We start from the raw sequence: 24,532 nt of genomic DNA, 5'->3' as shown, positions 1-24,532 counted from the left end.
TCCCCTCCGACAATTCGACGGTGCGGAACACCGTCGTCTCCCCTCGTGCGCCCGCCTTCCCCGGAAGCGGTCCTAGCCTGCCGCGCGCGCCGCCTCGCCGCTGCGGCGCCGTTCCTGCATGTATCTGTCGAGCGCCTCTATCTCCTCGCTCGTCATCCGCAGTCCCGACTTCGTGCGCCGCCAGACTGCGTCGGCAGCCGTCAGTGCAAACTCGCGCTCCATCAGGAAGATGATTTCCGCCTCGGTCATGGAGCCGCCGAAGTCGCGGCCGAGATGGGCGCGCTCCCGCGCCTTGCCGAGAATGCCGCGTGCCTCCAGTCCGTAATGACGCACCAGTCGGCGCGCCTCCCGCCAGGTGAGATAGGGATGCTCGGAGAGAATGGCTCTTGCGAGATCGTCGGCCGTTCCAACCGGAAAGGCGCCACCCGGAAGCGGCTGCGCCGCCGTCCAGCCTCGCTGCCTGTTCCACTCGGGAAAGACCGTCGCGAGCTGTTCCAGGACATCCTCGGCCAGGCAGCGATAGGTGGTGATCTTTCCGCCGAAGATGGAGAGCATCGGCGCCTGCGCTTCCGGCCGATCGAGCTCCAGCACGTAATCGCGCGTCGTCTCCTGCGCGTTGGCTGCGCCGTCGTCGAACAGAGCGCGCACGCCGGAATAGGTCCAGACGACGTCGGCTGCGGAAAGATCGGCACGGAAATAGGACGATGCTGCGGTCAGCAGATAATCTATCTCCTCCGCCGACGCGGTGACCTCTTCGGGAGCGTGCCTGTAATCCCGATCGGTCGTGCCGATGAGGGTGAAATCCTCCTCATAGGGAATAGCGAAGAAGATGCGGCCGTCCGGATTCTGAAAGATGTAGCAGCGGTCGTGCTCGTAGAGCTTCCTGACGACGATGTGACTGCCCTGAACCAGGCGTACGCGGCCCGCCGCACCGACGCCCGCGACCTCGGACACGATCTTGTCGGCCCAAGGGCCCGCGGCGTTGACGAGGGCGCGAGCCGTCGCTTCGCTCTTCAGGCCGGTCTCGGCATCTTCGAAAGTCAGCCTCCAGAGACCGCCTTCGCGGCGCGCGGCTACGCAGCGTGTACGCACCCTGATGTCGGCGCCTCTCATCGCCGCATCGCGCGCATTGAGTACGACGAGTCGGTTATCCTGCACCCAGCAGTCGGAATACTCGAACCCAACTGACGAGACGTCGCGCAGTGGCTCCCCTGCAGGGTGGTTCCTCAGCCGCACGGTCTGCGTTGCCGACAGGAGCTTGCGCCCGCCCAGATGATCGTAGAGGAACAGGCCGAGCCGCAGCAGCCAGGCGGGACGCAATCCCTTGCGGTGCGGCAACACGAAGCGCAGCGGCCAGATGATATGCGGCGCGATTCCCCAGAGCCGCTCGCGCTCTTCCAGAGCATGGCGGACCAGTCGAAACTCGTAGTGTTCCAGGTAACGCAGGCCACCATGAATGAGCTTGGTGGAAGCCGAGGATGTGGCCGAACCGAGGTCGGATTGTTCGGTGAGCAGAACCCTCAGACCGCGGCCAGCCGCATCGCGGGCGACGCCTGCTCCGTTGATGCCGCCGCCGATAATGGCAATGTCGAAGGCCGCTCCCTTCATGCCGCGTCCCTCCCCGACCGGGCGTCGAGGATGTGGTTCGCAACCTCGACGAAGCCGTGACCTCCCTCGCGGGCCGCCACATAGGTCGGCTCCGCCTCGATGCGACCTTTGAAGGAGAGCACGTTCGCAACGCCACAGGCATTGGGGAAGAAGCCGAACATAGGCGCATCGTTCGGGCTGTCGCCGACGAAAACGATCGTCTCGCGCTCGCTGTCGATGTCGACGCCCAGAATGTCTGCGGCGAAGCGACGCGTCGTGGTCAGCTTGTCATAGGCGCCATACCAGCCGTTGACATGGATGGAAGAGATCTTGGCGACGGCACCCTCCTCCTCGAAGATGCGCTTGATCCGGTCCACCTCCGATGCCGGGAGCGCCGGCACGTCCTCGCAAAAATCGATGGCGAGATCGGCCTCTCGGTAGAGCTGATCGGCAGAGACCGCTGCGCCGCGCACTTCCGCGAGGATACGGGCGCTCACCTGGCTGAGCTTCTCGCGGTCGGCGGCACGCTGGGCTTCGGCGATAGCGAAGCGGCGGCGCATGCGATGCTCCGTCTGGTCATAGGCGAAATAGAAGGCGCCATTTTCGCCGACGACTCCCGCGACCGGCCACATGCGGGCGATCATGTCGCACCAGCCGGCCGGTCGCCCGGTAATCGGGGCAACGGCAACGCCCGCCTCGGCGAGGCGCTCGACGGCGTCGTAGGCGGCCGCCGGCAGCCGGCCTTCGTTGGTCAGTGTGTCGTCGATGTCGGCAAAGAGCACCTTGATCCGGGCGGCGACATCGATCGGCATCTCGGCAACCGCACGCATCGCCTCACGCCTCCCCGGCGGCGAAATCCTCGAGGATGCCCGCGTCGGCGGCGATATCGAGGAAGGTGAAACGGTTGCGCATCTCGCGGCAGTGCAGCACGGCCTCCCGATAGGTATCGGCGGGCAGGCCGAGGTCGGCCGCCGTCATCGGGCCGCCGGCATCCCGTAGAAGTCTCTCCATCTCGGCCACCGGCAGTGCGAAAGCCTCCAGCTCCCGGCGCAGCGTCGGCCAGAGTTCGGAGAGCTTTTCGTTGATCTCGCCGGCGGAAGCTGCATCGAAAATCTTCGGCTGGATTTCGGCGTAGCACTGGGCGGCGATGTCGTCGCCCATACGCCGGGCCATCTCGGAAGGGTCGATCTTCGTGGGGCGGACGACCGGCGGCTTGTCGCTGTCGAGGAAGATGCGCTGCAGCCGCGCCATGGTCAGCGTTGCTACCCCCACCTGCTGGCCGTGCAGCGTGCCCGGATGATTTTCGCCGGCAAAGCAGTCGATATAGTGAGATATCTGATGCTCGCCCATCGAGCCGTGGTTCGACATTCCGGTGAAGGAGACGCCGAAGCCGCAAAGCGTCAGGACGCGATGAAGGTAGCCGTTGGCCTCGATGCGACCTTCGGCAATGCCCGCCGCACGTGCGTTCAACGCCCGCTCGTCGGCACCCTGGAGGATATAGGGTACGCTGGAATAGAGACTGCCCGTCAGCCGGTGGGACATCCACCAGTCGATTTGCGCGACAGAGCGCACGAGGCAATCGGCGAAACCGGCCGCCGAGAGATAGCGAGGCGCCGCGGCCGTGACCGCGAGATCGACGAAAAAGCCGGCCGGCGCATGCGAGGGAAGCGAGACCTTCAGGCCGTTTTCCAAGGTGATGGAGGCAGTCGTCGAAGTATAGCCGTTCATCGAGGCGGCCGTCGCGAACACGGCGTATCGGCGATTGGTGCGCCCGGTGACGAATTTGCAGAGATCGTTGATCGTGCCGGAACCCACCGCGATTACGGCATCCGCTCCGGAAAGCCTTTCGGTCAACGCGCTCACGGCACCCATATCCGCATGCGGATGGTCGAGAATGACCGCATCGACCGGACCGAGGCTCTTCAGCGCGGATGCGACGCGCCCGCCCATCGCATCCCAGGTGGCCGCGTCGGATACCACCGCATAGCGTTCGCCCAAGCCGAGGCTGGCGACGAGATCGGCCTCGGCTCCGTCCAGCGATTCCGCAATGGCGATCTTCTCGTAGGGAACGCTGGCCGGCCTACCCGTTTCGGGGTTGATCCAGTTCCCGGCAAGAATGTCGTCGATGAGGACCGCCCAGCCTCCTTCGGGCGCACATGCGGCGGTGTTCTGCTGGCTTGCCGTTTCCATACCCTCGTTCCGTGCTCTCAATCTCGTAGCATGTGACAACATGAATTGGCATATGTCAATACACATGCCAGAGATGATTGACAAATGCCATCAGGCTCTGCCAGATAGCGCCATGGCAAGGGAAAAGACTTCCGGCAGGACCGGCGAGGAAACCACGGCGGGGATACCCACCGAGTTCGATGATGCGGTGATGTGGGCCGCCTGGCTCTACTATGCCGACCAGATGACGCAGAGCGAGATCGCCAAGCAGCTCAACGTATCGCGAGCCACCATCGTCAATTACCTGCAGGAGGCACGCGAGCGCGGCATCGTCTCCGTGAACATCAACCCCAAGGCCGGCGGCCGCACCAGCGTCGCCCGTGCGCTGATGGAGAAGTTCGGCCTTCAAGGCGCCTTCGTCATCCCGAACGGTGACGAGGAGAGCCTGTCGCAGCGGCTCGGCGAAGCCGGCGCGCGCGTGTTGGCCGACCAGATCGAGGACGGCGATACGATCGGCGTCGCCTGGGGGCGCACCGTACTCGCCGTCGCAGACCGCATTTCCCTGACGCGCCCTGTCGGAAATCTGACCGTGGTGCAGGTCTCCGGCAGTTCGACCGGCGAGCCTAACTTCTCGCCCGAACTCTGCACCTCCCTGCTTTCGAACCGCATCCACGCCCGCTGCGTCAACCTTCTGGCGCCTGCCGTTCTGTCGACGCGCGAGCTGAAGGCGGCGTTGCTCAACGAACCGGTGCTGAGGAAGCAGATGGATCTGGTGCATTCGACCAACCGCATTCTCTTCGGCGTCGGCGACATCGGCCCGAAGAGCACGGTGCGGGCCTCCGGCATCGCAAGCCGGGAGGAGATAGACGACTATGTCGCGCGCGGTGCCACGGCCGTGATTATCGGTCGCTTCATCGATGCGCATGGTGCCGCGATCGGCGGAGACCACGATGAAAGGATGGTCGGCATTTCGCTCGACGAGCTGAAGCAGGTGGCGAGCCGCATTTGCGTGGCCGGAGGCGCGGTCAAGATCGCCGCGATCACCGCCACGCTCGAAGCCGGCTACGCCACCCATTTCGTAACCGACATCGCCACGGGAGAGGCGTTGCTGGCGAAGTGATCAGGGCGACTCCGGTCGTCCGGTGCGGCTGATCTCGGCCGGGTGGGAGGGCCAATGCGTGTGGTGCGGTCTGAGGAGGGCCGCATAGTGCTGAGCCGTGGAGGAGGTGCGCATGCAACTGGACGAACGCTATGTCATCGGCTTGGATTCATCGACCCAATCCGTCAAGGCCATCGCCTGGACAGCGGACGGCACACCGCGGGCCGAGGGCCGCGCGCCGCACCGCATCTCGACGCCGCATCCGTTCAAGGCGGAGCAAGATGCCGAGGACTGGTGGTCGGCCGCCTGCCAGGCGCTGTCATCACTCATGCGCCAGATCGATCCGGCCCGGGTCGACGGTATTGCGATTTCGAACCAGCGCGAAACGATGGTCCTGCTCGGCCAGGACCGAAAGCCGCTCAGCCCGGCAACCCTCTGGCTCGACCGCCGCGCGCAGGACGTGGTTCAGCTGCTCGCGGAGGAATTCGGCGCCGAGCGGCTGCATGCGACCTCGGGCAAGCCGGTCGACACCATTCCGTGCGTGTATCGCCTTTTCTATTATCGGCAGTATGAGCCGGAAATGCTGGACCGCGCGACGCAGATCCTGAGCGTACATGATTACCTAACTCAGAGGCTGACTGGCGAGGCCGCTGCAAGCTGGACCAGCGGCGATCCCTTCGGGCTCCTCGATATCGAGACGAAGCAATGGTCCCGCGCGATTCTCGACCACCTCGGCATTCCGCTCACCAAGTTGCCGCCGCTTTACCGGCCCGGTACGCTGATCGGCCAGGTAACCGCGGATGCCGCGGCGGCGACGGGCCTTGCCGCGGGGGTGCCGGTCTATGCCGGCGGCGGCGACGGCCATTGCGCCGGCCTGGGAGTCAATGTGATCAAACCGGGCGTCGTCTACCTCAATCTCGGCACGGCCGTCGTCGGCGGTTGCTGGACCCCGACGCGCAAGCTCAGCCGCTACTGGCGCACCCTGGTTTCGCCGAGCGGCGAAGGCTATCTGCTCGAAAGCTGCCAGCGCGCAGGCGCCTATTTCGTCAACTGGCTGCTGGACACCTTCGCCGGAGGACGATCGGATCCCTCAATTTTCGAGAGGCTCGAAGCGGACGCGGCCAGCCTGAGTGTCGGCTCCGGTGGCGTCACCGTCTGCTCCTACCTCATGGGCTGCATGGACCCGCACTGGGACGCGGATGCCCGCGCAGCCTTCACCGGCATGGGTCCTGAGACGGGCATGGGCCATCTCTACCGTGCCTCGATGGAAGCCATTACCCTGGAATTCGTCCGGTCCCTGCGCGAGATGAGATCGATGGGCGTATTGGCCGACCGCATCTTCGTCATCGGCGGCGGCGCCGGCAGCCCGCTTTGGCGGCAGATGATCGCGGATGCCAGCGGACTGCCTGTCATTCGCAGCCTTTCCAACGAGGCCTCCGCACTCGGGGCCGGGATGTCCGCTGCCGTCGGCGCCGGCTGGTACGGGCATTTCAGCGAGGCCGCCGACGCCATGTCGCGCCTCGCCGAACAGGTCGAACCGCGCCCAGCCACGGCCGAAGCATGGGCGGCGCTGTCCCGCCGGCAGGCAAACCTCTACCGCGCGATCCGCCACCTCGATCATGCCGATACCGGGACCTGACTTTGTCTTGACGACAGTTGGCCGTGCGGCATCGCAGAAACGCGCGGACCTTCCCGACACGCTTGAATTATCCCCGCGAATCGCCACCTGATCACTCGGGCGCGACTCCAAACGCTGGAGTTGCAAAAGGAAGGGGCTGTCATGGGCGGTATGGATATCGCAGTCGTCGCATTCGTCGTTGTCGTGATCCTCGTGCTCTTTGCCGGGATCAAGACGGTGCCGCAGGGCTACCGCTATACGGTCGAGCGTTTCGGCCGTTACACGAGGACGATGGAGCCGGGGCTTAATCTCATCGTCCCTTTCATCGATCGCATCGGTTCCAAGCTGAGCGTGATGGAACAGGTGCTCGACGTTCCGACGCAGGAGGTCATCACCAAGGACAATGCGAGCGTGTCGGCGGATGCGGTCGCCTTCTATCAGGTCCTGAACGCCGCACAGGCGGCTTATCAGGTCGCCAATCTGGAAAACGCGCTCCTCAACCTGACGATGACCAACATCCGCTCCGTCATGGGCTCGATGGATCTGGACGAACTCCTGTCGAACCGCGACACGATCAACGATCGATTGCTCCACGTCGTGGACGAGGCCGCCAACCCCTGGGGCATCAAGATCACCCGCATCGAGATCAAGGACATCGCGCCGCCGAAAGACCTGGTCGACGCCATGGCCCGGCAGATGAAGGCGGAACGCGAGAAGCGCGCACAGGTGCTCGAAGCGGAGGGCTCCAGAAATGCGCAGATCCTGCGTGCCGAAGGCGCGAAGCAATCGGCGATCCTCCAGGCCGAAGGACAGCGCGAGGCCGCCTACCGCGAGGCGGAGGCGCGCGAGCGACTGGCCGAGGCGGAGGCCAAGGCGACCCGGATGGTCTCCGAGGCGATCGCAGCCGGCGACGTGCAGGCGATCAACTATTTCGTCGCGCAGAAATATACCGAGGCCCTTGCCGCGATCGGAACGGCGAGCAACCAGAAGATCGTCCTGATGCCGATGGAAGCCTCGTCGCTCATCGGCTCGCTCGGCGGCATAGGCGCGATCGCGAAGGAGGTCTTCGGTGAAGGCACCGCGTCCTCCCCGCGCCAGCGCCAGTCCACGCCCCGAACCGGTCCTTCCGTTCCCTCGGAAACGCCCTGAGGATCGCCCATGATCACGCGCATCATCCTCGAACTCGGCCCCTGGAGCTGGTGGGTCCTCGGCCTCCTGCTGCTGGCGGCGGAGCTGATCCTGCCCGGCGTCTTCCTCGTGTGGATCGCGCTCGCCGCGCTCGTCACCGGGGCCCTCTCGCTCTTCTTCTGGGAGGCGCCGTTCTGGAGCTGGCAGGTGCAGTTCGTCGCCTTCGCTTTGCTGTCGGTCGCTTCCGTCCTTATCGGGCGGCGCTTCGTCTCCTCTTCCGCCGAGAGCGACGAGCCTCTGCTCAACAGGCGCGGCGAAAGCCTCGTCGGACGGACGGCAGTGCTCGAGCAGCCGATCAAGGAGGGCCGCGGGCGCGTGCGGCTCGACGATACGACATGGTCCGTCGAGGGCCCCGACCTTCCGGTCGGCACACGCGTGCGCATCGTCGCCAGCAGCGGCCGCCACCTGACGGTCGAGCAGATCTGAACACATCCGCGTTCGGAAACTGCGGTAGAGAAACGATTGGTTAACCACGCACCTTTACGATTGCGAAACGATTGCAATCAAATTGCGGACAGACGGCGCATGGTGCCCAATATTTCACGCTCGATGATGGCGGGCGCCTTGCGTGTGAAGCCGCCGGCATGGCTGCTGGCGGGTTGCGCTTTCCTCGCCTGTGCGCCAGCGAGTGCGCAAAGCCTCGGCAATCCATCCGCGGCGGGCGTCTCCGTCGCCGCCCCAGCGGACCAGCCGCTTCCGGTCATCATCGATCCGCAGGAGACCGGCGCCCTTGCCGGCACCGACCTCTCGCCGGCCCTGGACGAGGACTTCAACCGCCTGAACCGGCGCGAGGAGACGATCGACGGGCTGCGCAGGCGCATCGATCCCGATGACGGTCAGGCGCCCGGCATTCGCATCGGCACCTTCGTTCTGAAGCCGGCGCTCAGCGAGACCTTCAACCACGAACGGCAGAAGAACGGCGGCAGCAGTCAGAGCCGGAGCTTCATGGAGACCGGGCTCAAGGGTTCGCTCACCTCGGACTGGTCCCGCCATCAGCTCAGCGTGACCGGCGAAGGCGTGATCCAGGACAACATATCCGGTGAGGGCCAGGAGGAGCCGCGCGCCGACATCGACGCGGAACTGCGCCTCGACCTCGGCGCGGAGACCATTGCAAGGCTGAGGACAGGCTACAGTTTCGAACGCGAAGATGCGAACGACCCCAATGCCATCGCCAATGCAGACAGCCAATCCGGCGTCCATAGCTATCGCCTGGGTGCCGCGGTCGAGCGCGACCTCGGTCTCATTCGCGGCTCGCTCGGCGTTGATTTCGAGCGCCGCACCTATGGCGATGTCGAGCTCGACAATGGGACGACGCTCTCGCAAGAGGATCGCGACCGCAATCTCGGCACCCTCACCGGGCGGATCGGCTACGAGCTTTCGCCGGCGCTCATCCCCTTCCTCGAGGCCTCCGTCGGCAAATCGATCTATGATCTGCGTCGGGATACGTTCGGCTTCGAGCGTTCCTATCAGAGCTATGCCGGCCGCGCCGGCATGGAGGTCGATCTCGGCGAAAAACTCAACGGTGAACTGGCGCTCGGTTACGAGACCTTCCGCTTCGACGATGAACGGCTCGGCGACCTCAACGGGTTCTCGCTCGACGGCCGCGTCAACTGGTCACCGCACCGCGGCACCGACGTCCTTTTCGGCGTGCTGACCTATGTCGATCCGTCGACCACTCCGGGCGAGGCGGGATCGATCAATTACGAGCTGACGAACGTGGTCACGCATCAGTTGCGTTCGAGCCTCGTCGGCCGGCTTTCGAACAGTCTCACCCTGCGCGATTTTTCTTCGGATGCCACCGCCTCCGACGAGACGACCTGGCGAACCGGCGCCGGGCTCACCTGGGACATGAGCCGCTATCTCGCGCTCACCGGAGACGTGAGCTACGAGCGCACGGATAGAGACGAGGGTAGCTCGACCGATACCACGCGGATTGGCCTCGGCCTGACGCTCCGGCGCTGATCGGGACGGCCGCGCTCGCGGCCTCCCCGGCTACGTGCGAGCTTACTTCAGACCCTGCAGGAGCGTCTTGAGCGGCCCTTCCACGATGGGGCGGATATCGCCGCGCTCGAGAGCGAAGGCGACGTTCGCCAGGATGAAGCCGTCCTTGGCGCCGCAATCATACGTATCGCCGCGGAAGCGATAGGCGGCGAAGGCCTGAGCTTCGGCGAGCTTCACCATGCCGTCGGTCAGCTGGATCTCGTTGCCGGCGCCGCGTTCCTGCTTTTCCAGGATCGGGAAAATCTCCGGCTGCAGGATGTAGCGCCCATTGATGAAGAAGTTCGACGGAGCCGTCCCCTTGGCCGGCTTCTCGACCATCTTGGTGATCCGGAACCCGTCGCCGACCGTCTCGCCCACTCCGACGATTCCGTATTTATGCGCCTGGTCGGGCGCGCATTCCTCGACCGCGACGACGTTGCCGCCGGACTCTTCGTAGAGCTCGACCATGCCCTTGAGGCAGCCCTTCTCGCCCTTCATGATCATGTCGGGCAGGAGCAGCGCGAAGGGCTCGTTGCCGACGAGATCGCGGGCGCACCAGACGGCATGGCCGAGGCCCAGCGGTGCCTGCTGACGGGTGAAGCTCGTGGTACCGGCCTTCGGCAGCATGGCTTCGAGGAGCTCGATCTCCGCCTTCTTGTTGCGCTCGCGCAGCGTCTGGTCCAATTCGACCTGGATGTCGAAATAGTCCTCGATGACCGCCTTGCTGCGGCCGGTCACGAAAATCAGATGCTCGATGCCGGCTTCGAGCGCCTCATCGACGACATATTGGATGACCGGCTTGTCCACCACCGTCAGCATCTCCTTCGGAACCGCCTTGGTCGCGGGAAGGAAACGGGTCCCGAGACCTGCAACGGGGAAAACGGCTTTGCGGACTTTGCGCTTGTCGTGCATTGGCACCTCCTTGCAGTGCATCTCAGTCTAGCCTGAAACAGGAAAATTGAATTGGATTTAGTCGCCGATTGCCAATTTTTTACGAAGGAAGACGACTCGGTTTTTTCATGGTAAAGACTTTGTTGACTTCGTTTCTGTAGGCTTCTCCCTCGATCGGGTACGGCTTGCGCCGTCCGGTCCCTAGAAGAACCGCATACTGCCCTTTCCAGTGGCCTGGTGCGGGCAAATTGCGAACCTCGGAGTAGTCGGTTCGGCATGAACGCCGGCTGAACGCTCCACCGAGAAACGGAACCGACAGCAGATGATGAAAAACCGCAGGACGTTCTTCCGACATATCGCCGCCGCTCTCGTTGTTGCCGCCGCTTTTGGGTCGTCGCCCGCGCGTGCGGATCAGGGTTTTCAAAACTGGATCAATAACTTCTATGCAACGGCTGCCAAGAGCGGCATCAGCCAGGCGACCTATCGCAAGGCCTTCGCCGGCGTGAAGACGCCTGATCCGGCCGTGCTGGAGAAGGCCGCTTATCAGCCCGAATTCAAGCACAAGATCTGGGAGTATGTCGACGCGCGTGTCAATCCGTACACCAAGCGGATAGGACAGGAAATGGCGGCGAAGCATGCCCGCACGCTCAATGCCCTCGAACGGCACTACGGCGTCGACAAATCCATCCTGCTCGCCATCTGGTCGATGGAATCGAACTACGGCGCGATTCTCCAGAAAGACGACCGGCTGCACTACGTGCCGCGGGCGCTGGCAACCCTTGCCTATGCCGACTCAAGGCGGTCCAAATTCGCGAAGACCCAGCTCATCGCGGCACTGAAGATCCTGCAGAGCGGCGACATCACCCCGCGGGAGCTGACGGGTTCCTGGGCGGGCGCCATGGGACACACCCAGTTCATTCCGACGAGCTACCTGCTCTATGCGGTCGATGCCGACGGCGACGGCCATCGGGATATCTGGCACTCAGTGCCGGATGCGCTCGCAACGGCTGCCAATCTCTTGCGGAAGAACGGCTGGCGTCCCGGCGAAACATGGGGTTACGAGGTCGTCCCGCCGGCCAATGCGGCGAAATATTCGGGCCAGACCAAGACGCTCGGCCAGTGGGCGGCCCTCGGCTTCGCCCGCCCGGGCGGCAAGGGCTTCAGCAATCCGAAGATGCGGGCCGAACTGAAGCTGCCCGGCGGCGGCAACGGCCCCGGATTCTTGATGACCAAGAACTTCTTCGTCATCAAGCGCTATAACGCCTCGGATTCCTACGCGCTCGGGGTCGGGCTTCTTGCGGATCAGATCGCAGGATATGCCGGCATGCAGCAACGCTGGCCGCGTCCGGACGGTTCGCTCGACATCAGCGAAAAATTCGAGCTGCAGAACCGGTTGAAGGAACTCGGTTATTACGACGGCGAAGTCGACGGCAATTTCGGCTCGGGCTCGAAAGCAGCAATCCAGGCGTTCCAGACCCAGAACGGCCTGGCGCCGGACGGGGAGCCGACACAGCGTCTGTTGCGCGCCCTGCGCCGGTGAAACGCACCCGCAGCTTTCTCTCATCACGGCGATTCCCGATCAAACGGTGCCAATCGCCGTGATCTGGCGTATGGTTGCGGGAATGTCTGCCATTCGACGGTGAAATGATCATGCTGACGATCCGATACCGCGGGAAGGGACTGTTTTCGCGTTTGCTTCGGCTGGCTCCCGTCTTGCTCGGCGCTGCGGCGATGGTCGCCGCCGGTTTCTTTGCCACTGTGGCCGAGGCCCAGGAGCGGGTGCCACGACGCAACGTGCTGCAAAGGCTCTTCGGCGTCTTCACGCCGCAAAGGCGCGTCTATTACGAGGATCAATACGATTTTCGGCGCCAGCCGCGGCCGCAGCGCATCCAGAAGCGCCGAGCGCAACCATCGGAGCCACGGCAGTCGCGCCCGAGCCGGGCCAAGCCGCGGCCCGCCGCGGCGCCGCCGCCCGCGCCGGTCGTCGTGGAGAAATCTCCGGACGCCAAGAAGGTCCTGGTGGTCGGAGACTTCGTTGCCGGCAGCCTTGGCGACGGTCTGAAGGTCGCGTTCGAAACCACGCCCGGCATCGTGATCGAGACGCGCGCCAACGGGTCCTCGGGTATCGTCCGCGACGACTATTTCGACTGGCCCAAGGCGCTGCCCGACGCCATCGCGGAACTCAAGCCCGCCGTCATCGTCGTGAGCCTCGGCGCCAATGATCGCCAGATGATGCGGATCGGCGACGTGCAGGAGAAGTTCCGGACCGACGCCTGGACGGAAGAATACCGCAAGCGCGTCAATGCACTGGCGACGCTTGCGCGCAAGGACAATCGTCCGGTTCTCTGGGTCGGAATGCCGCCCTTCCAATCGACGTCCATGACCGCCGACATGGTGACGTTCAACGGAATCTACCGCGAAGAGGTGGAGAAGGTCGGCGGCCAGTTCATCGACATCTGGGACGGCTTCGTCGATGAAGGGGGAAAGTTCGTCCTGACCGGCTCCGACATCAACGGGCAGCAGGTCCGCCTCAGGGGTTCTGACGGCATCAACCTGACGAAGGCCGGCAAGCGCAAACTGGCCTTCTATGTCGAAAAGGACATTCGCAAGCTATTGGGCGAAGCGGCAGCGTCCACGGACGTTCCGGGTGCGGAAGGCCTGAAGGACCTGGTCGTCAGCAAGCCGCTTGCCAACGAAGATATCATCAAGACGCAGCCGATCAGCCTCATCGATCCCGAACTCGATGGAGCGACCGCCCTTCTCGGCGGCGACACGCCCCTCAAGAGCACGGGCAAGAGCCCGCGCGACCGGCTGATCGAAAAGGGCGAGGTGGTCGTCGCCCCGGCCGGACGTATCGACGATTTCCGGCTGACGAAGCAGGGGCCGCCGGGCAGTTCTACCCGTTGATGCGGAAATGCGGGGCTCCGGGAACTCCGTTTTTGCCCCCCATTCGCCTGCCGGGCCCGGCGAGGACTGGCCCTACCGCGGCAGCACCGTCCAGCCCATCAGCGCCTCGTCGATCGCGCGCGCTGCCTGCCGGCCTTCGCGGATAGCCCATACGACGAGCGACTGGCCGCGGCGAATGTCGCCCGCCGCCCACAATTTGTCGACCGAAGTCCTGTAGTCGCGCTCGTTGGCCACGACATTGGTCGAACCGCGGCGGTCGGTGTTGACCGTCAGCTTGTCGCCGAGATCCTTGAGGACGCTGTCTGCGAAGGGCCCGCGGAAACCGATGGCGATGAAGGCGAGATCGGCCTTGATGATGAACTCGGTACCGGCGATCGGCTTGCGGCGCTCGTCGACCTGACAGCATTTGACGCCGGTGAGATTACCGTCCTCGTCGCCGACAAATTCGAGCGTCGCAACCTGGAACTCGCGAACCGCACCCTCGGCCTGGCTGGAGGAGGTGCGCATCTTCGTCGCCCAGAAGGGCCAGACCGCAAGCTTGTCTTCCTTCTCGGGCGGTTGCGGACGAATATCGAGCTGTGTCACCTTGACGGCGCCCTGGCGGAAGGCGGTCCCGACACAGTCGGATGCCGTGTCGCCGCCGCCGACGACGACGACATGCTTGCCGCCGGCGAGGATCGGCTCGGACGGCCAGCCCACGCTGTCGATGTTCTCGCGGCCGACGCGACGGTTCTGCTGTACCAGATAAGGCATGGCATCGTGCACGCCGACCAACTCCACGCCGGGGATGCCGGCGTCGCGCGGCGTCTCGGAGCCGCCGCAATAGAGCACGGCGTCGTTTTCATCGACGAGCTTTTGCACCGCGACATCGACACCGACATTGACGCCGCAATGGAAGGTCACGCCCTCGCCCCGCATCTGCTCGACGCGACGGTCGATGAAGTTCTTCTCCATCTTGAAATCGGGAATGCCGTAGCGCAGCAGCCCGCCGGGCTTGGACTCGCGTTCGTAGACATGCACCTCGTGGCCGGCGCGCGCCAGTTGCTGGGCAGCCGCCATGCCGGCGGGCCCGGAGCCGATGACCGCGACCTTCTTGCCGGTCTTGGTCACGGCCGGCTGCGGCACGATATAGCCCATCTCATAGGCCTTGTCGGCAATCGCCTGCTCGACCGTCTTGATCGCCACCGGCACGTCTTCGAGGTTCAGCGTGCAGGCTTCCTCGCAGGGCGCCGGGCAGACGCGGCCGGTAAATTCCGGGAAGTTGTTGGTCGAGTGCAGGTTGCGGATCGCCTCGTCCCAATTGCCGTTATAAACGAGGTCGTTCCAGTCCGGGATCTGGTTGTGCACCGGGCACCCCGTCGGCCCGTGACAATAGGGAATGCCGCAGTCCATGCAGCGAGCGGACTGCTTCTGCACTTCCTGATCGGACATCGGAATGGTGAATTCGCGGAAATGGCGGATGCGGTCGGATGCCGGCTGGTACTTCGCCACCTGCCGGTCGATCTCCAAAAACCCAGTAACCTTGCCCATCTTATGATCCTGACATCTTCAATCTCAACAGGCGCGCTCGAGCGCGCGTGATGGCCCCTGACCCGGGCGGGCCGGGAGCCGTATTCACGAGGGCCGGTTACTCGGCCGCTTCAGCCATCTTCATGCGCTCCATGTCCTCGAGCGCGCGGCGGTACTCTACCGGCATCACCTTGCGGAATTTCGGCCGGTAGTCCGCCCAGCGATCGAGGATCTCCTTGGCGCGGACCGAACCCGTATAGTGCAGGTGGTTCGAGATGAGCTGGTAGAGGCGCTCCTCGTCGTGGCGCGTCATGTCGCCCGAGACGTCCACCATGCCCTTGTGCATGAGGTCGCCGCCGTGGTGATGCAGCTTCTCCAGCATGTCGTCCTCCTCCGGAACCGGCTGCAGTTCGACCATGGCCATGTTACAGCGCCGGGCGAAGTCGCCCTCCTCGTCGAGCACGTAAGCGACACCGCCCGACATGCCGGCCGCGAAGTTGCGGCCCGTGCCGCCGAGAACGACGACGACGCCGCCGGTCATGTATTCGCAGCCGTGATCGCCGACGCCTTCCACGACCGCGATCGCACCGGAATTGCGCACGGCAAAGCGTTCACCGGCGACGCCGTTGAAGTAGCACTCTCCGGAAATCGCGCCGTAAAGCACGGTGTTGCCGACGATGATCGACTGGTGCGGCACGATCCGAGCGTTCTCCGGCGGCCGGACGATGATGCGCCCGCCCGAGAGGCCCTTGCCGACATAGTCGTTGCCGTCTCCCACGAGATCGAAGGTGATGCCGCGGGCGAGGAACGCGCCGAAGGACTGCCCAGCCGTGCCCTTGAGGGTCACGTGGATCGTATCGTCCTTCAGCCCCTTGTGGCCCCAGCGCTTGGCAAGCGCGCCCGAAAGCATCGCGCCGGCCGAACGGTCGACGTTCCTGATCCCGGCTTCGAAGGCGACCGGCACCTTGGTCTCGAGCGCGAGCTTCGCCTTCTCGATCAGCCTGCGGTCGAGAATGTCGTCGATCGGATGGTTCTGGCGCTCCGTCCAATAGGTCGCTTCCTTCGGAGCCTCCACCTTGTGGAAGATCTTCGAGAAGTCGAGGCCCCTCGCCTTCCAGTGCTCGATCATCCGGTCGCGGTCGAGCAGATCCGAGGCTCCGATGATGTCGTCGAGCTTTCTGGCGCCAAGCGATGCGAGGATCTCGCGCACTTCCTCCGCAACGAAGAAGAAGTAGTTGACGACATGCTCCGGCGTCCCCTTGAAGCGCTTCCGGAGCACCGGATCCTGGGTGGCGACGCCGACGGGACAGGTGTTCAGGTGACACTTGCGCATCATGATGCAGCCGGCCGCGATCAGCGGCGCGGTCGCGAAGCCGAATTCGTCGGCGCCGAGCAGCGCTCCGATGACGACGTCACGGCCGGTCTTCAGGCCGCCATCGACCTGCAGCGCGATGCGGGAGCGCAGACCGTTGAGCACCAGCGTCTGCTGCGTTTCGGCAAGGCCGATCTCCCACGGACTACCCGCATGCTTCAGCGAGGTCAGCGGCGAAGCACCGGTGCCCCCGTCGAAGCCGGCAATGGTGATGTGATCGGCGCGTGCCTTGGCAACGCCGGCCGCAACGGTGCCGACACCCACTTCCGATACCAGCTTGACCGAGACATCGGCTTCCGGGTTGACGTTCTTCAGGTCGTAGATCAGCTGCGCCAGATCCTCGATCGAATAGATGTCATGATGCGGCGGCGGCGAGATCAGGCCGACACCCGGTGTCGAATGCCGCGTCTTGGCGACGGTCGCATCTACCTTGTGACCCGGCAGCTGGCCGCCTTCGCCGGGCTTTGCGCCCTGCGCCACCTTGATCTGCAGAACGTCGGCATTGACCAGATATTCGGTGGTGACGCCGAAGCGGCCGGAGGCGATCTGCTTGATCGCCGACCGCTCGGGGTTCGCAGAGCCGTCCGGCAGCGGCAGGTAGCGATCGCTCTCCTCGCCGCCTTCGCCGGTGTTGGACTTGCCGCCGATCCGGTTCATCGCGACCGCGAGCGTGGTATGCGCCTCGCGGCTGATCGAGCCGAAAGACATGGCGCCCGTCGAGAAGCGCTTGACGATCTCCGCAGCCGGCTCGACCTCTTCGATCGGGATCGGCTTGCGGCCAGCCGCCTCGGCCCCCTTGATCGTGAAGAGCCCACGGATCGTGTTCATGCGGCTCGCCGACTCGTTCATCGTCGCCGAGAATTCGCGATAGCGGTCCTCGGCATTGCCGCGCACGGCATGCTGCAGCGAGGCGATGGCGTCCGGCGTCCAGGCATGGCTTTCGCCGCGCATCCGGAAGGCATATTCGCCGCCGATGTCGAGCGTATTGGCAAGCACCGGATCGCTTCCGAAGGCCGCCTTGTGACGCGCCACGGTTTCGGCAGCGATCTCCTCGAGGCCGATGCCTTCGATCGTCGTCGCAGTACCGAAGAAGTACTTGCCGACCAGCGCGGACGAAAGGCCGACGGCGTCGAATATCTGCGCGCCGCAATAGGACTGGTAGGTGGAAATGCCCATTTTGGACATGACCTTGAGGATGCCTTTGCCGACCGCCTTGATGTAGCGGTAGACGACTTCCTTCTCGTCGACTTCCTTCGGAAACTCGCCGCGCTTGTGCATGTCGACGAGCGTGTCGAAGGCGAGGTAGGGGTTGATCGCTTCCGCGCCGTAGCCGGCGAGCAGGCAGAAATGATGAATTTCGCGCGGTTCGCCCGACTCGACGACGAGGCCGACCGACGTGCGCAGACCCTTGCGGATCAGGTGGTGATGGACGGCCGCGGTCGCGAGCAGCGCCGGAATCGCCACGCGATCGGGACCGATCTGCCGGTCGGAAAGCACGATGATGTTGTAGCCGCCCTTGACTGCCGCTTCCGCCCTTTCGCAGAGACGATCGAGCATTTCCAGCATGCCTTCGGCACCGCGCGAAATGTCATAGGTGAAGTCGAGCGTCTTCGTGTCGAAGCGGTCTTCGGTGTGGCCGATCGAGCGGATCTTCTCGAGGTCGCCATTGGTCAGGATCGGCTGGCGGACTTCCAGCCGCTTCGCATGCGCCATGCCCTCGTGGTCGAGGATGTTCGGGCGCGGGCCGATGAAGGAGACGAGGCTCATCACCAGTTCCTCGCGGATCGGATCGATCGGCGGGTTGGTGACCTGCGCGAAGTTCTGCTTGAAATAGGTGTAGAGCAGCTTCGGCTTGTCGGACATCGCCGAGATCGGCGTGTCTGTGCCCATGGATCCGATCGCCTCCTGACCGGTCGTCGCCATCGGCGACATCAGGAGCTTCGTGTCCTCATGGGTGTAACCGAAGGCCTGCTGGCGGTCGATCAGCGACACGTCGCGCCGCAGCGCCCGCGGCTCGACCGGCTTCAGTTCTTCGAGGATCAACTGGGTGTTGTCGAGCCATTGGCGATAGGGATGCTTGCCGGCGAGCGACGACTTCACCTCCTCGTCGGAGATGATACGCCCCTCTTCCATGTCGATCAGCAGCATCTTGCCGGGCTGCAGCCGCCATTTCTTGACGATCTTGTCTTCGGCGACCGGCAGCACGCCGGCCTCCGACGCCATGATGACGCGGTCGTCGCTGGTGACGATGTAGCGCGCCGGACGCAGGCCGTTGCGGTCGAGCGTGGCGCCGATCTGGCGGCCGTCGGTGAAGGCGACCGCCGCCGGTCCGTCCCACGGCTCCATCAGCGCCGCATGATATTCGTAGAAGGCCTTGCGCTCAGGCGACATGAGCTGGTTGCCGGCCCAGGCCTCGGGGATCAGCATCATGACGGCATGCGAAAGCGAATAACCGCCGCGCACGAGGAATTCGAGCGCATTGTCGAAACAGGCCGTGTCCGACTGCCCTTCATAGGAGATCGGCCAGAGCTTGGAAATGTCGTCGCCGAAGAGCGGCGAGGAAACGGAAGCCTGCCGTGCGGCCATCCAGTTGACGTTGCCGCGCAGCGTGTTGATCTCGCCGTTATGCGCAACCATCCGATAGGGATGGGCGAGCTTCCAGGACGGGAAGGTGTTGGTCGAGAAGCGCTGGTGCACGAGTGCGACGGCCGACTGGAAGCGCTCGTCGGCGAGGTCCTTGTAATAGGCACCCACCTGGTAGGCGAGGAACATGCCCTTGTAGACGATGGTGGTGGTCGACAGCGACACGATATAGAAGCCGAGATCGCCACCATCGGCTTCCGCATAGATGCGGTTGGAGATCACCTTGCGAAGCGTGAACAGCCGCCGTTCGAATTCATCGCTGCTCGCGGCCTCCCGGCCAGCGCCGATGAACACCTGGACATGGTGCGGCTCGGTCGCGGCGATGTCGGGCGCCTTGGAGAGAGACGCATTATCGACCGGCACGTCGCGGAAGCCGAGCATTATCTGCCCTTCCTCGGCCACGACTTCGCTGATCACCTCCTTGAAATGGGCAATGAGCTTCTCATCGCGCGGCATGAAGAGATAGCCGACCGCATATTCGCCGGCCCTCGGCAGGGTGACGCCCTGTTTCGCCATCTCCTCGCGGAAGAAGCGGTCGGGGATCTGGACCAGAATGCCCGCGCCGTCGCCCATCAGCGGGTCGGCACCGACCGCTCCGCGATGGGTCAGGTTTTCGAGCATGAAGAGGCCGTCGCGCACGATCTGATGCGACTTCTCGCCCTTGAGATGGGCTACGAAGCCGACGCCGCAGGCGTCATGTTCGTTTCGTGGATCGTACAGCCCCTGTTTTCGCGGCAGGCCGGAGGGGAATGCGGGCGTTTTCACAGCCGTCGCAGCGTCTTGTGCGAGGTTGAGCCCAATCTGTCGTGATGGCGAATGATCCGTCATCTTTTCCCTCCTGTTGAACCCGGGAATTCCGGGCATAACGCGGCCCGCACGCAGTTGCCGCATGGTGCTTTTCGCACGGCGGCAAGCCGGGCTTTATCGTCGCATGATCCTGATCAGGTCGCAAATGAAGCGCGGCCGCGTCAGGCACCGATGTCCGCGACCATCCTGACGCCAAGGAATAACGACCGGATGAAATCCGGCGAAACCCCCTCGCGCTTCACGCCGGCTGCCGCTTTTCACGGTGCTTCCGGCGATTGTTCCGGCCCCTAGACCGAAATAGGACAGCAAACCTGTCCTATTTCATGCGCTCTATGCCAGAAACCGCCCTCCTTCGCAAGGGCCTCGGCCGCAAATAATGCGAGAGATTTTGCCGAACATTGCCGGAAATTACCCGGGTTTGAAATTTAATTACCCGTATCCGGCACTTTCTTTACTTTGGTTTCAAACTGGTCTCCGGTTGGCACTACAAGGCAGGCACAGTCGCGCGCAGCCGTTTGCTTGCCGACGGGACTCGGCTATGGTCGCGCCGGCGCGCGCTCCGCACGGCGTGGCTCGATGTAAACAGGGTAAACTTCAGATGATCTTCTCCTCCGACAACTGGGCCGGCGCCCATCCGGCGATTGCCGAAAGTCTGGTCACGAATGCGCAGGGCTATGCTTCCGCCTACGGCACGAGCGAGCTCGATCGGAAGGTGGAACAGCGCTTTTCGGAGATTTTCGAGAGGGAGGTCGCGGTATTCTTCGTGGGCACCGGAACCGCCGCAAACTCCCTTGCACTTTCGAGCGCCAATCGGGCGGGCGGAATCGCTTTCTGCCATCGCGAAGCGCATGTGAACGTCGACGAGTGCGGCGCGCCGGAGTTCTTTTCGCACGGCGCGAGGCTGTGCCCGGTCGGGGGCGCCCGCGGCAAGATGGAGCCGGCGAAGCTCGAGGCCGAAATTCGGCGGTTCCCGAAGGAGAACGTCCATGGCGGTCAGCCGATGGCGGTGACGGTGACGCAGGCGACCGAGAGCGGCACCGTCTATTCGCTCGACCAGATCGAAACGATCGCCTCGATCGCCCGGTCTCATAAAATACCGCTGCACATGGATGGCGCTCGTTTCGCCAATGCCCTGGTCAGCCTTGGGACGACACCGGCCGAGATGACCTGGAAGCGTGGCGTCGATCTGCTCTCCTTCGGCGGAACCAAAAACGGCTGCTGGTGCGCCGAGGCGCTGGTGCTCTTCGACCTTTCGAAGGCGCAGGAGATGCACTTCCTGCGCAAGCGCTCGGCTCAGCTCTTCTCCAAGTCGCGCTTCGTCGCCGCCCAGTTCGACGCCTATTTCGCCGGAGATCTCTGGCTCGATCTCGCGCGCCACGCCAACGCGATGGCGCGGCGCCTCGCCGACGGCATCACCGCTTCGGCCGAGAGCCGGCTCGCCTGGGCGCCGGATGCCAACGAAGTCTTCGTCGTACTGAAGCGGGAGGCCGCCGGCCGGCTGCAGCAGCAGGGCGGCCTTTTCTACGATTGGGAAGTGCCGCACGATCTCGAAGGCAACCTCGCGGAAGACGAAGGGCTCTATCGCCTGGTCACCAGCTTCGCCACCCGCGCCGAGGACGTCGACCGTTTCGTCGCCGCCTGCTGATGCGGATATGGCAGATGTCGAAGCGCGCCGCATGAAATCGCTTGAATGCGGCGCGCATTGCGACCGATGGAGCGGGATGAGGAAAAGTGCGTGCGGTTTTCCGCCCGCATTCCGCGTCTCAACTTCTCGGAAGCGATCACGTTCATGTTTTTGGTCGACCGGATCTGAAAACATCGTGATCTAGTGCTTGCATCCGGCTTCCGGTTGGGCTTACACGGCAAGCACCATGCGCCGCTATCTCCCCGACACCTTTACCATCCTCCTGATGCTGACAGTCGCTCTCGCAGCGGTTTTGCCCATCGACGGAGCCGCCGCGGCCTGGTTCGCCATCGCGACGAAGCTTGGCGTCGGCCTGATCTTCTTTCTCCACGGCGCACGGCTTTCGCGCGAGGTCGTCATTGCCGGTTTCCTGCATTGGCGGCTGCACCTGGCGATTCTGTTTTCGACTTTCGCCCTTTTCCCGCTCATCGGCCTCCTGGTCGGTTTCGTCCCGCCATGGATCCTGCCGCCGTCGCTCTATACCGGCATCCTTTTCCTCTGCGTTCTGCCTTCGACGGTACAGTCGTCGATCGCGTTCACGTCGATGGCCGGCGGCAATGTTCCGGCAGCCGTCTGCGCGGCGTCGGCATCCAACATCTTGGGCGTGTTCCTGACGCCGCTTCTCGTCGGCGTCATCTTCTCGGCCGGCGGACATGGTGGCGTATCGCTCGACGCGATCGAACAGATCCTCCTGCAGCTGCTTGCGCCCTTCGTCGCAGGCCAGATCCTGCAGCCCTGGATCGGCGGCTGGATTCGCGCCCGCAAGAAACTGCTCGCACCGGTCGACCGCGGTTCGATCCTGATGGTCGTCTATCTGGCTTTCAGCCAGGCCGTCACCGCCGGCCTCTGGCAGTCCTTCACCCTGACGGACCTCACGGTTTTGACGCTAATCGAGATTGCTCTCCTCGCGCTTATTCTGGCGGCCACCACATTCGGCAGCCGGCTTCTCGGCTTCGACCGCGCGGACGAAATCGCCATCACCTTCTGCGGATCGAAGAAGAGCCTGGCGAGCGGCATTCCGATGGCAAGCGCGATCTTCGCCGGGCAGAACATCGGCATGATCGTCCTGCCGGTCATGCTGTTCCATCAGATCCAGTTGATGGCCTGTGCGGTCATTGCCCAGCGCTATGCCGCCAAGGCGGCAGAGCTCGAAGGAAACGCCGTCCCGGCTACGCCCACCTGAGGAGCATAAACGAAACGGCGCGTCGTCTTATCAAGCGTCGGTATCGTGGGATGACAGGAAACGAGAGACCGTTTCCAGGCACAAGTCCTTCTCCTCCACATGCGGCATGTGGCTGGAATGCTCGAACAGCACCCATTCGCAGCCCTTCACGCGATCCACATACGGCTTGACGACGAGCGGCGTGGCCTCGTCGTATTTTCCGGAAATCAAAAGGGTCGGCGCTTCGATCCGCATCAGCCGGTCCTCGATCGTCCAGTCCTTCATCGTGCCTATTACGTGGAACTCGGTCGGGCCGTTCATGTTGCGATAGACCGTATTGTCCTCGTCCATGATCGCAAAGGTGCGCGCGACTTCGGCAGGCCACGGGGTGACGCGGCAGACATGGCGGTCGTAGAAGACGCGCGAGGCGGCGATGTATTCCGGATCGGTAATCGTCCCGGCCTGCTCATGCCTGAGCAGCGTATCCTGAACCGCCTTCGGCAGTTCCCCGCGCAGGCGATTGGCTTCCGCCACCCAGGTATGCATGTTGGCCGGCGAATTGGCGATGACCAGCGCCTTCAGACCCGTGGGCTTCAGAACCGCATGTTCCGCACCCAGCATGCCGCCCCAGGACTGTCCGAGAAAGGCATAGCGATCCTGGATGTCCAGATGCTTCAGCAGCGCGTCGAGTTCCCCGAGGAACAAAGCGGGCGTCCAGAAATCCGGGCCCTTGTCCGGAAGGCGCGTGGAGTTGCCGTTGCCGAGCTGGTCGTAGTGAATGACCGCGCGTCCGTCGATCTCGCTGATCTCCTTGAAGGAATCGACGTAGTCGTGGGTGCAGCCCGGTCCGCCGTGGGCAACGACCAGCGGCAGCTTGCCGCTGTCGAGCGAACCGGTGATGCGATACCAGGTCTGGTACTCGCGAAAGGGCAGGAAGGCTTCCTTCGACGCGACGGCGGCCACATGCATCTCCATGTCTGACGGACAACGGAGGGAACATAACGCGGGGTTTCAAGCCGTGGCAGCTATCACAAGTTATAGGATGGGCGCTCTTCGAGCAGCCGGTAGTGCGTGGCGCGGACAACCGCCTGGGTCCGGTTCTTAGCGCCGAGTTTCTTGGCCGCGGCGTTGAGATGCATGACCACGGTCGGCACAGAACGGTGGATGATACGCGAAATTTCCTTGGCCGAGTGACCCTCGGCGGAATGGCGGAGGCATTCGCGCTCCCGCTCCGTCAGCCTCGCGGTGCCGGCGTTGAAGGCCTGCGCGTCGAACAGCGAATAGGCCGCCTCGTGAAACACATGGGCGAGCAGGTTGAAATCGGCGATGTACCGCAGCGCATGCCGCTCGAATGCCCGGTTGCCGCCGAAACGCACACCCGTGACCGTCGCATAGTCGCCGCGCGGCATGTGGACCGGAACGGTGACGCCGGTCGACATGTCCCGTTCGCTCAGATAGCGGGCGACGGGCGCCGTATCATCGCTCATGAAGCGTCTGATCAGCGTGTCCGCATCGGGATCATAGTTCCAAAAGAACGGTGTTGACGTGCGCAGCGCCACCTGCTGCACGGGATCGATGCGGAAATAGCCGCGATCGAACCAGTAGTCGTGCATATCCTCAGAGATGTTGCGAAGTTTCAGCAGCGACGGGACCATGATGGTGCCGTCGAGATCGCGGGGCACCGGCGTATAATCGTAGATCAGCGCCTCGAAGCCGATCGCCTTCATCGCCTCGAACACCTGGTCTATACGGCCATCCAGCGTGTCGTGCGCGGTGAACTGGTTCCTGATCGTCCCGAGTTCGTCAAACATCCTTGTCTCCGGTCCCGCTCACTCGCCAACCTATCACTTCTTATAGCTGGGCGCCGGTCGGCCTTTCGGATAAAATTTAGCCGTGCTCAAATATTGAGCAAGCAG

The 24,532-nt window shown here is 63.8% G+C and carries 17 protein-coding genes; 9 read left to right on the top strand and 8 right to left on the bottom strand.

Annotation, left to right across the window (positions count from 1 at the left end; translation table 11 throughout):
- Positions 1–72: 72 nt before the first annotated feature.
- From glpD to AC6CIG_RS15435, 3 genes are read right to left on the bottom strand one after another with little or no spacing between them, the layout of a single operon-like run.
- Positions 73–1,608 carry a glycerol-3-phosphate dehydrogenase gene (glpD, locus tag AC6CIG_RS15445; protein ID WP_127709043.1) on the bottom strand — a complete coding sequence of 512 codons (1,536 nt, stop codon included), beginning with the start codon at positions 1,606–1,608 and terminating at the stop codon, positions 73–75.
- Positions 1,605–2,417 (bottom strand): HAD-IIB family hydrolase, encoded by an 813-nt coding sequence (locus tag AC6CIG_RS15440; protein ID WP_127709045.1) that lies wholly within the window; start codon positions 2,415–2,417, stop codon positions 1,605–1,607. Before AC6CIG_RS15440 ends, glpD begins: the two co-directional genes overlap by 4 nt.
- A 4-nt stretch (positions 2,418–2,421) precedes the next feature.
- Complete coding sequence (locus AC6CIG_RS15435) at positions 2,422–3,777, bottom strand: sn-glycerol-1-phosphate dehydrogenase (protein ID WP_127709047.1); 1,356 nt, start codon at positions 3,775–3,777, stop codon at positions 2,422–2,424.
- 112 nt (positions 3,778–3,889) lie between these two features.
- On the opposite strand from AC6CIG_RS15435, the gene AC6CIG_RS15430 reads away from it, so the two are divergent.
- From AC6CIG_RS15430 to AC6CIG_RS15410, 5 genes are all read left to right on the top strand, one after another.
- Complete coding sequence (locus tag AC6CIG_RS15430) at positions 3,890–4,876, top strand: sugar-binding transcriptional regulator (RefSeq protein ID WP_018096776.1); 987 nt, start codon at positions 3,890–3,892, stop codon at positions 4,874–4,876.
- 112 nt (positions 4,877–4,988) lie between these two features.
- Complete coding sequence (locus AC6CIG_RS15425; RefSeq protein WP_127709049.1) at positions 4,989–6,494, top strand: xylulokinase; 1,506 nt, start codon at positions 4,989–4,991, stop codon at positions 6,492–6,494.
- A 141-nt stretch (positions 6,495–6,635) separates the two neighbouring features.
- Positions 6,636–7,622 (top strand): SPFH domain-containing protein, encoded by a 987-nt coding sequence (locus AC6CIG_RS15420; protein WP_018096774.1) that lies wholly within the window; start codon positions 6,636–6,638, stop codon positions 7,620–7,622.
- A 9-nt stretch (positions 7,623–7,631) separates the two neighbouring features.
- Positions 7,632–8,087: an NfeD family protein gene (locus tag AC6CIG_RS15415; protein ID WP_127709051.1), complete on the top strand. Its 456-nt coding sequence runs from the start codon at positions 7,632–7,634 to the stop codon at positions 8,085–8,087.
- A gap of 99 nt (positions 8,088–8,186) precedes the next feature.
- The gene (locus AC6CIG_RS15410; RefSeq protein ID WP_127709053.1) at positions 8,187–9,623 is read left to right on the top strand and encodes an outer membrane beta-barrel protein; all 1,437 of its coding nucleotides are present in this window, start codon (positions 8,187–8,189) and stop codon (positions 9,621–9,623) included.
- A gap of 42 nt (positions 9,624–9,665) precedes the next feature.
- Here the strand turns inward: AC6CIG_RS15410 and galU are convergent, their stop codons facing one another.
- A complete protein-coding gene (gene galU, locus AC6CIG_RS15405) occupies positions 9,666–10,553 on the bottom strand; it encodes a UTP--glucose-1-phosphate uridylyltransferase GalU (RefSeq protein WP_018096771.1) in 888 nt (295 codons plus the stop codon).
- Between the two features lie 301 nt (positions 10,554–10,854).
- On the opposite strand from galU, the gene AC6CIG_RS15400 reads away from it, so the two are divergent.
- Both AC6CIG_RS15400 and AC6CIG_RS15395 read left to right on the top strand, forming a co-directional pair.
- Positions 10,855–12,072 (top strand): lytic murein transglycosylase, encoded by a 1,218-nt coding sequence (locus AC6CIG_RS15400; protein ID WP_018096770.1) that lies wholly within the window; start codon positions 10,855–10,857, stop codon positions 12,070–12,072.
- 104 nt (positions 12,073–12,176) lie between these two features.
- The gene (locus AC6CIG_RS15395; RefSeq protein WP_437408105.1) at positions 12,177–13,439 is read left to right on the top strand and encodes an SGNH/GDSL hydrolase family protein; all 1,263 of its coding nucleotides are present in this window, start codon (positions 12,177–12,179) and stop codon (positions 13,437–13,439) included.
- A 72-nt stretch (positions 13,440–13,511) separates the two neighbouring features.
- Here AC6CIG_RS15395 and AC6CIG_RS15390 read toward each other — a convergent pair whose 3' ends face one another.
- Both AC6CIG_RS15390 and gltB read right to left on the bottom strand, forming a co-directional pair.
- The gene (locus AC6CIG_RS15390; RefSeq protein ID WP_127709057.1) at positions 13,512–14,969 is read right to left on the bottom strand and encodes a glutamate synthase subunit beta; all 1,458 of its coding nucleotides are present in this window, start codon (positions 14,967–14,969) and stop codon (positions 13,512–13,514) included.
- Between the two features lie 97 nt (positions 14,970–15,066).
- Complete coding sequence (gltB, locus tag AC6CIG_RS15385; RefSeq protein WP_127709059.1) at positions 15,067–19,791, bottom strand: glutamate synthase large subunit; 4,725 nt, start codon at positions 19,789–19,791, stop codon at positions 15,067–15,069.
- Positions 19,792–20,368: 577 nt separating this feature from the next.
- On the opposite strand from gltB, the gene AC6CIG_RS15380 reads away from it, so the two are divergent.
- Both AC6CIG_RS15380 and AC6CIG_RS15375 read left to right on the top strand, forming a co-directional pair.
- The gene (locus tag AC6CIG_RS15380; protein WP_018096766.1) at positions 20,369–21,415 is read left to right on the top strand and encodes a threonine aldolase family protein; all 1,047 of its coding nucleotides are present in this window, start codon (positions 20,369–20,371) and stop codon (positions 21,413–21,415) included.
- Positions 21,416–21,641: 226 nt separating this feature from the next.
- The gene (locus AC6CIG_RS15375; protein WP_127709062.1) at positions 21,642–22,637 is read left to right on the top strand and encodes a bile acid:sodium symporter family protein; all 996 of its coding nucleotides are present in this window, start codon (positions 21,642–21,644) and stop codon (positions 22,635–22,637) included.
- Positions 22,638–22,667: 30 nt separating this feature from the next.
- Here AC6CIG_RS15375 and AC6CIG_RS15370 read toward each other — a convergent pair whose 3' ends face one another.
- Together AC6CIG_RS15370 and AC6CIG_RS15365 are read right to left on the bottom strand one after the other, a co-directional pair.
- Entirely contained in the window at positions 22,668–23,591 is a 924-nt protein-coding gene (locus tag AC6CIG_RS15370) for a proline iminopeptidase-family hydrolase (RefSeq protein WP_164866791.1), read from the bottom strand.
- A 53-nt stretch (positions 23,592–23,644) separates the two neighbouring features.
- Positions 23,645–24,427 carry a helix-turn-helix transcriptional regulator gene (locus AC6CIG_RS15365; protein WP_018096762.1) on the bottom strand — a complete coding sequence of 261 codons (783 nt, stop codon included), beginning with the start codon at positions 24,425–24,427 and terminating at the stop codon, positions 23,645–23,647.
- Positions 24,428–24,532 lie beyond the last annotated feature (105 nt).

Source organism: Sinorhizobium sp. GQ132 (genome assembly GCF_059758575.1).
Note: the sequence above shows the minus strand (reverse complement) of the source record. Positions and strands in the feature narration are given on the sequence as shown.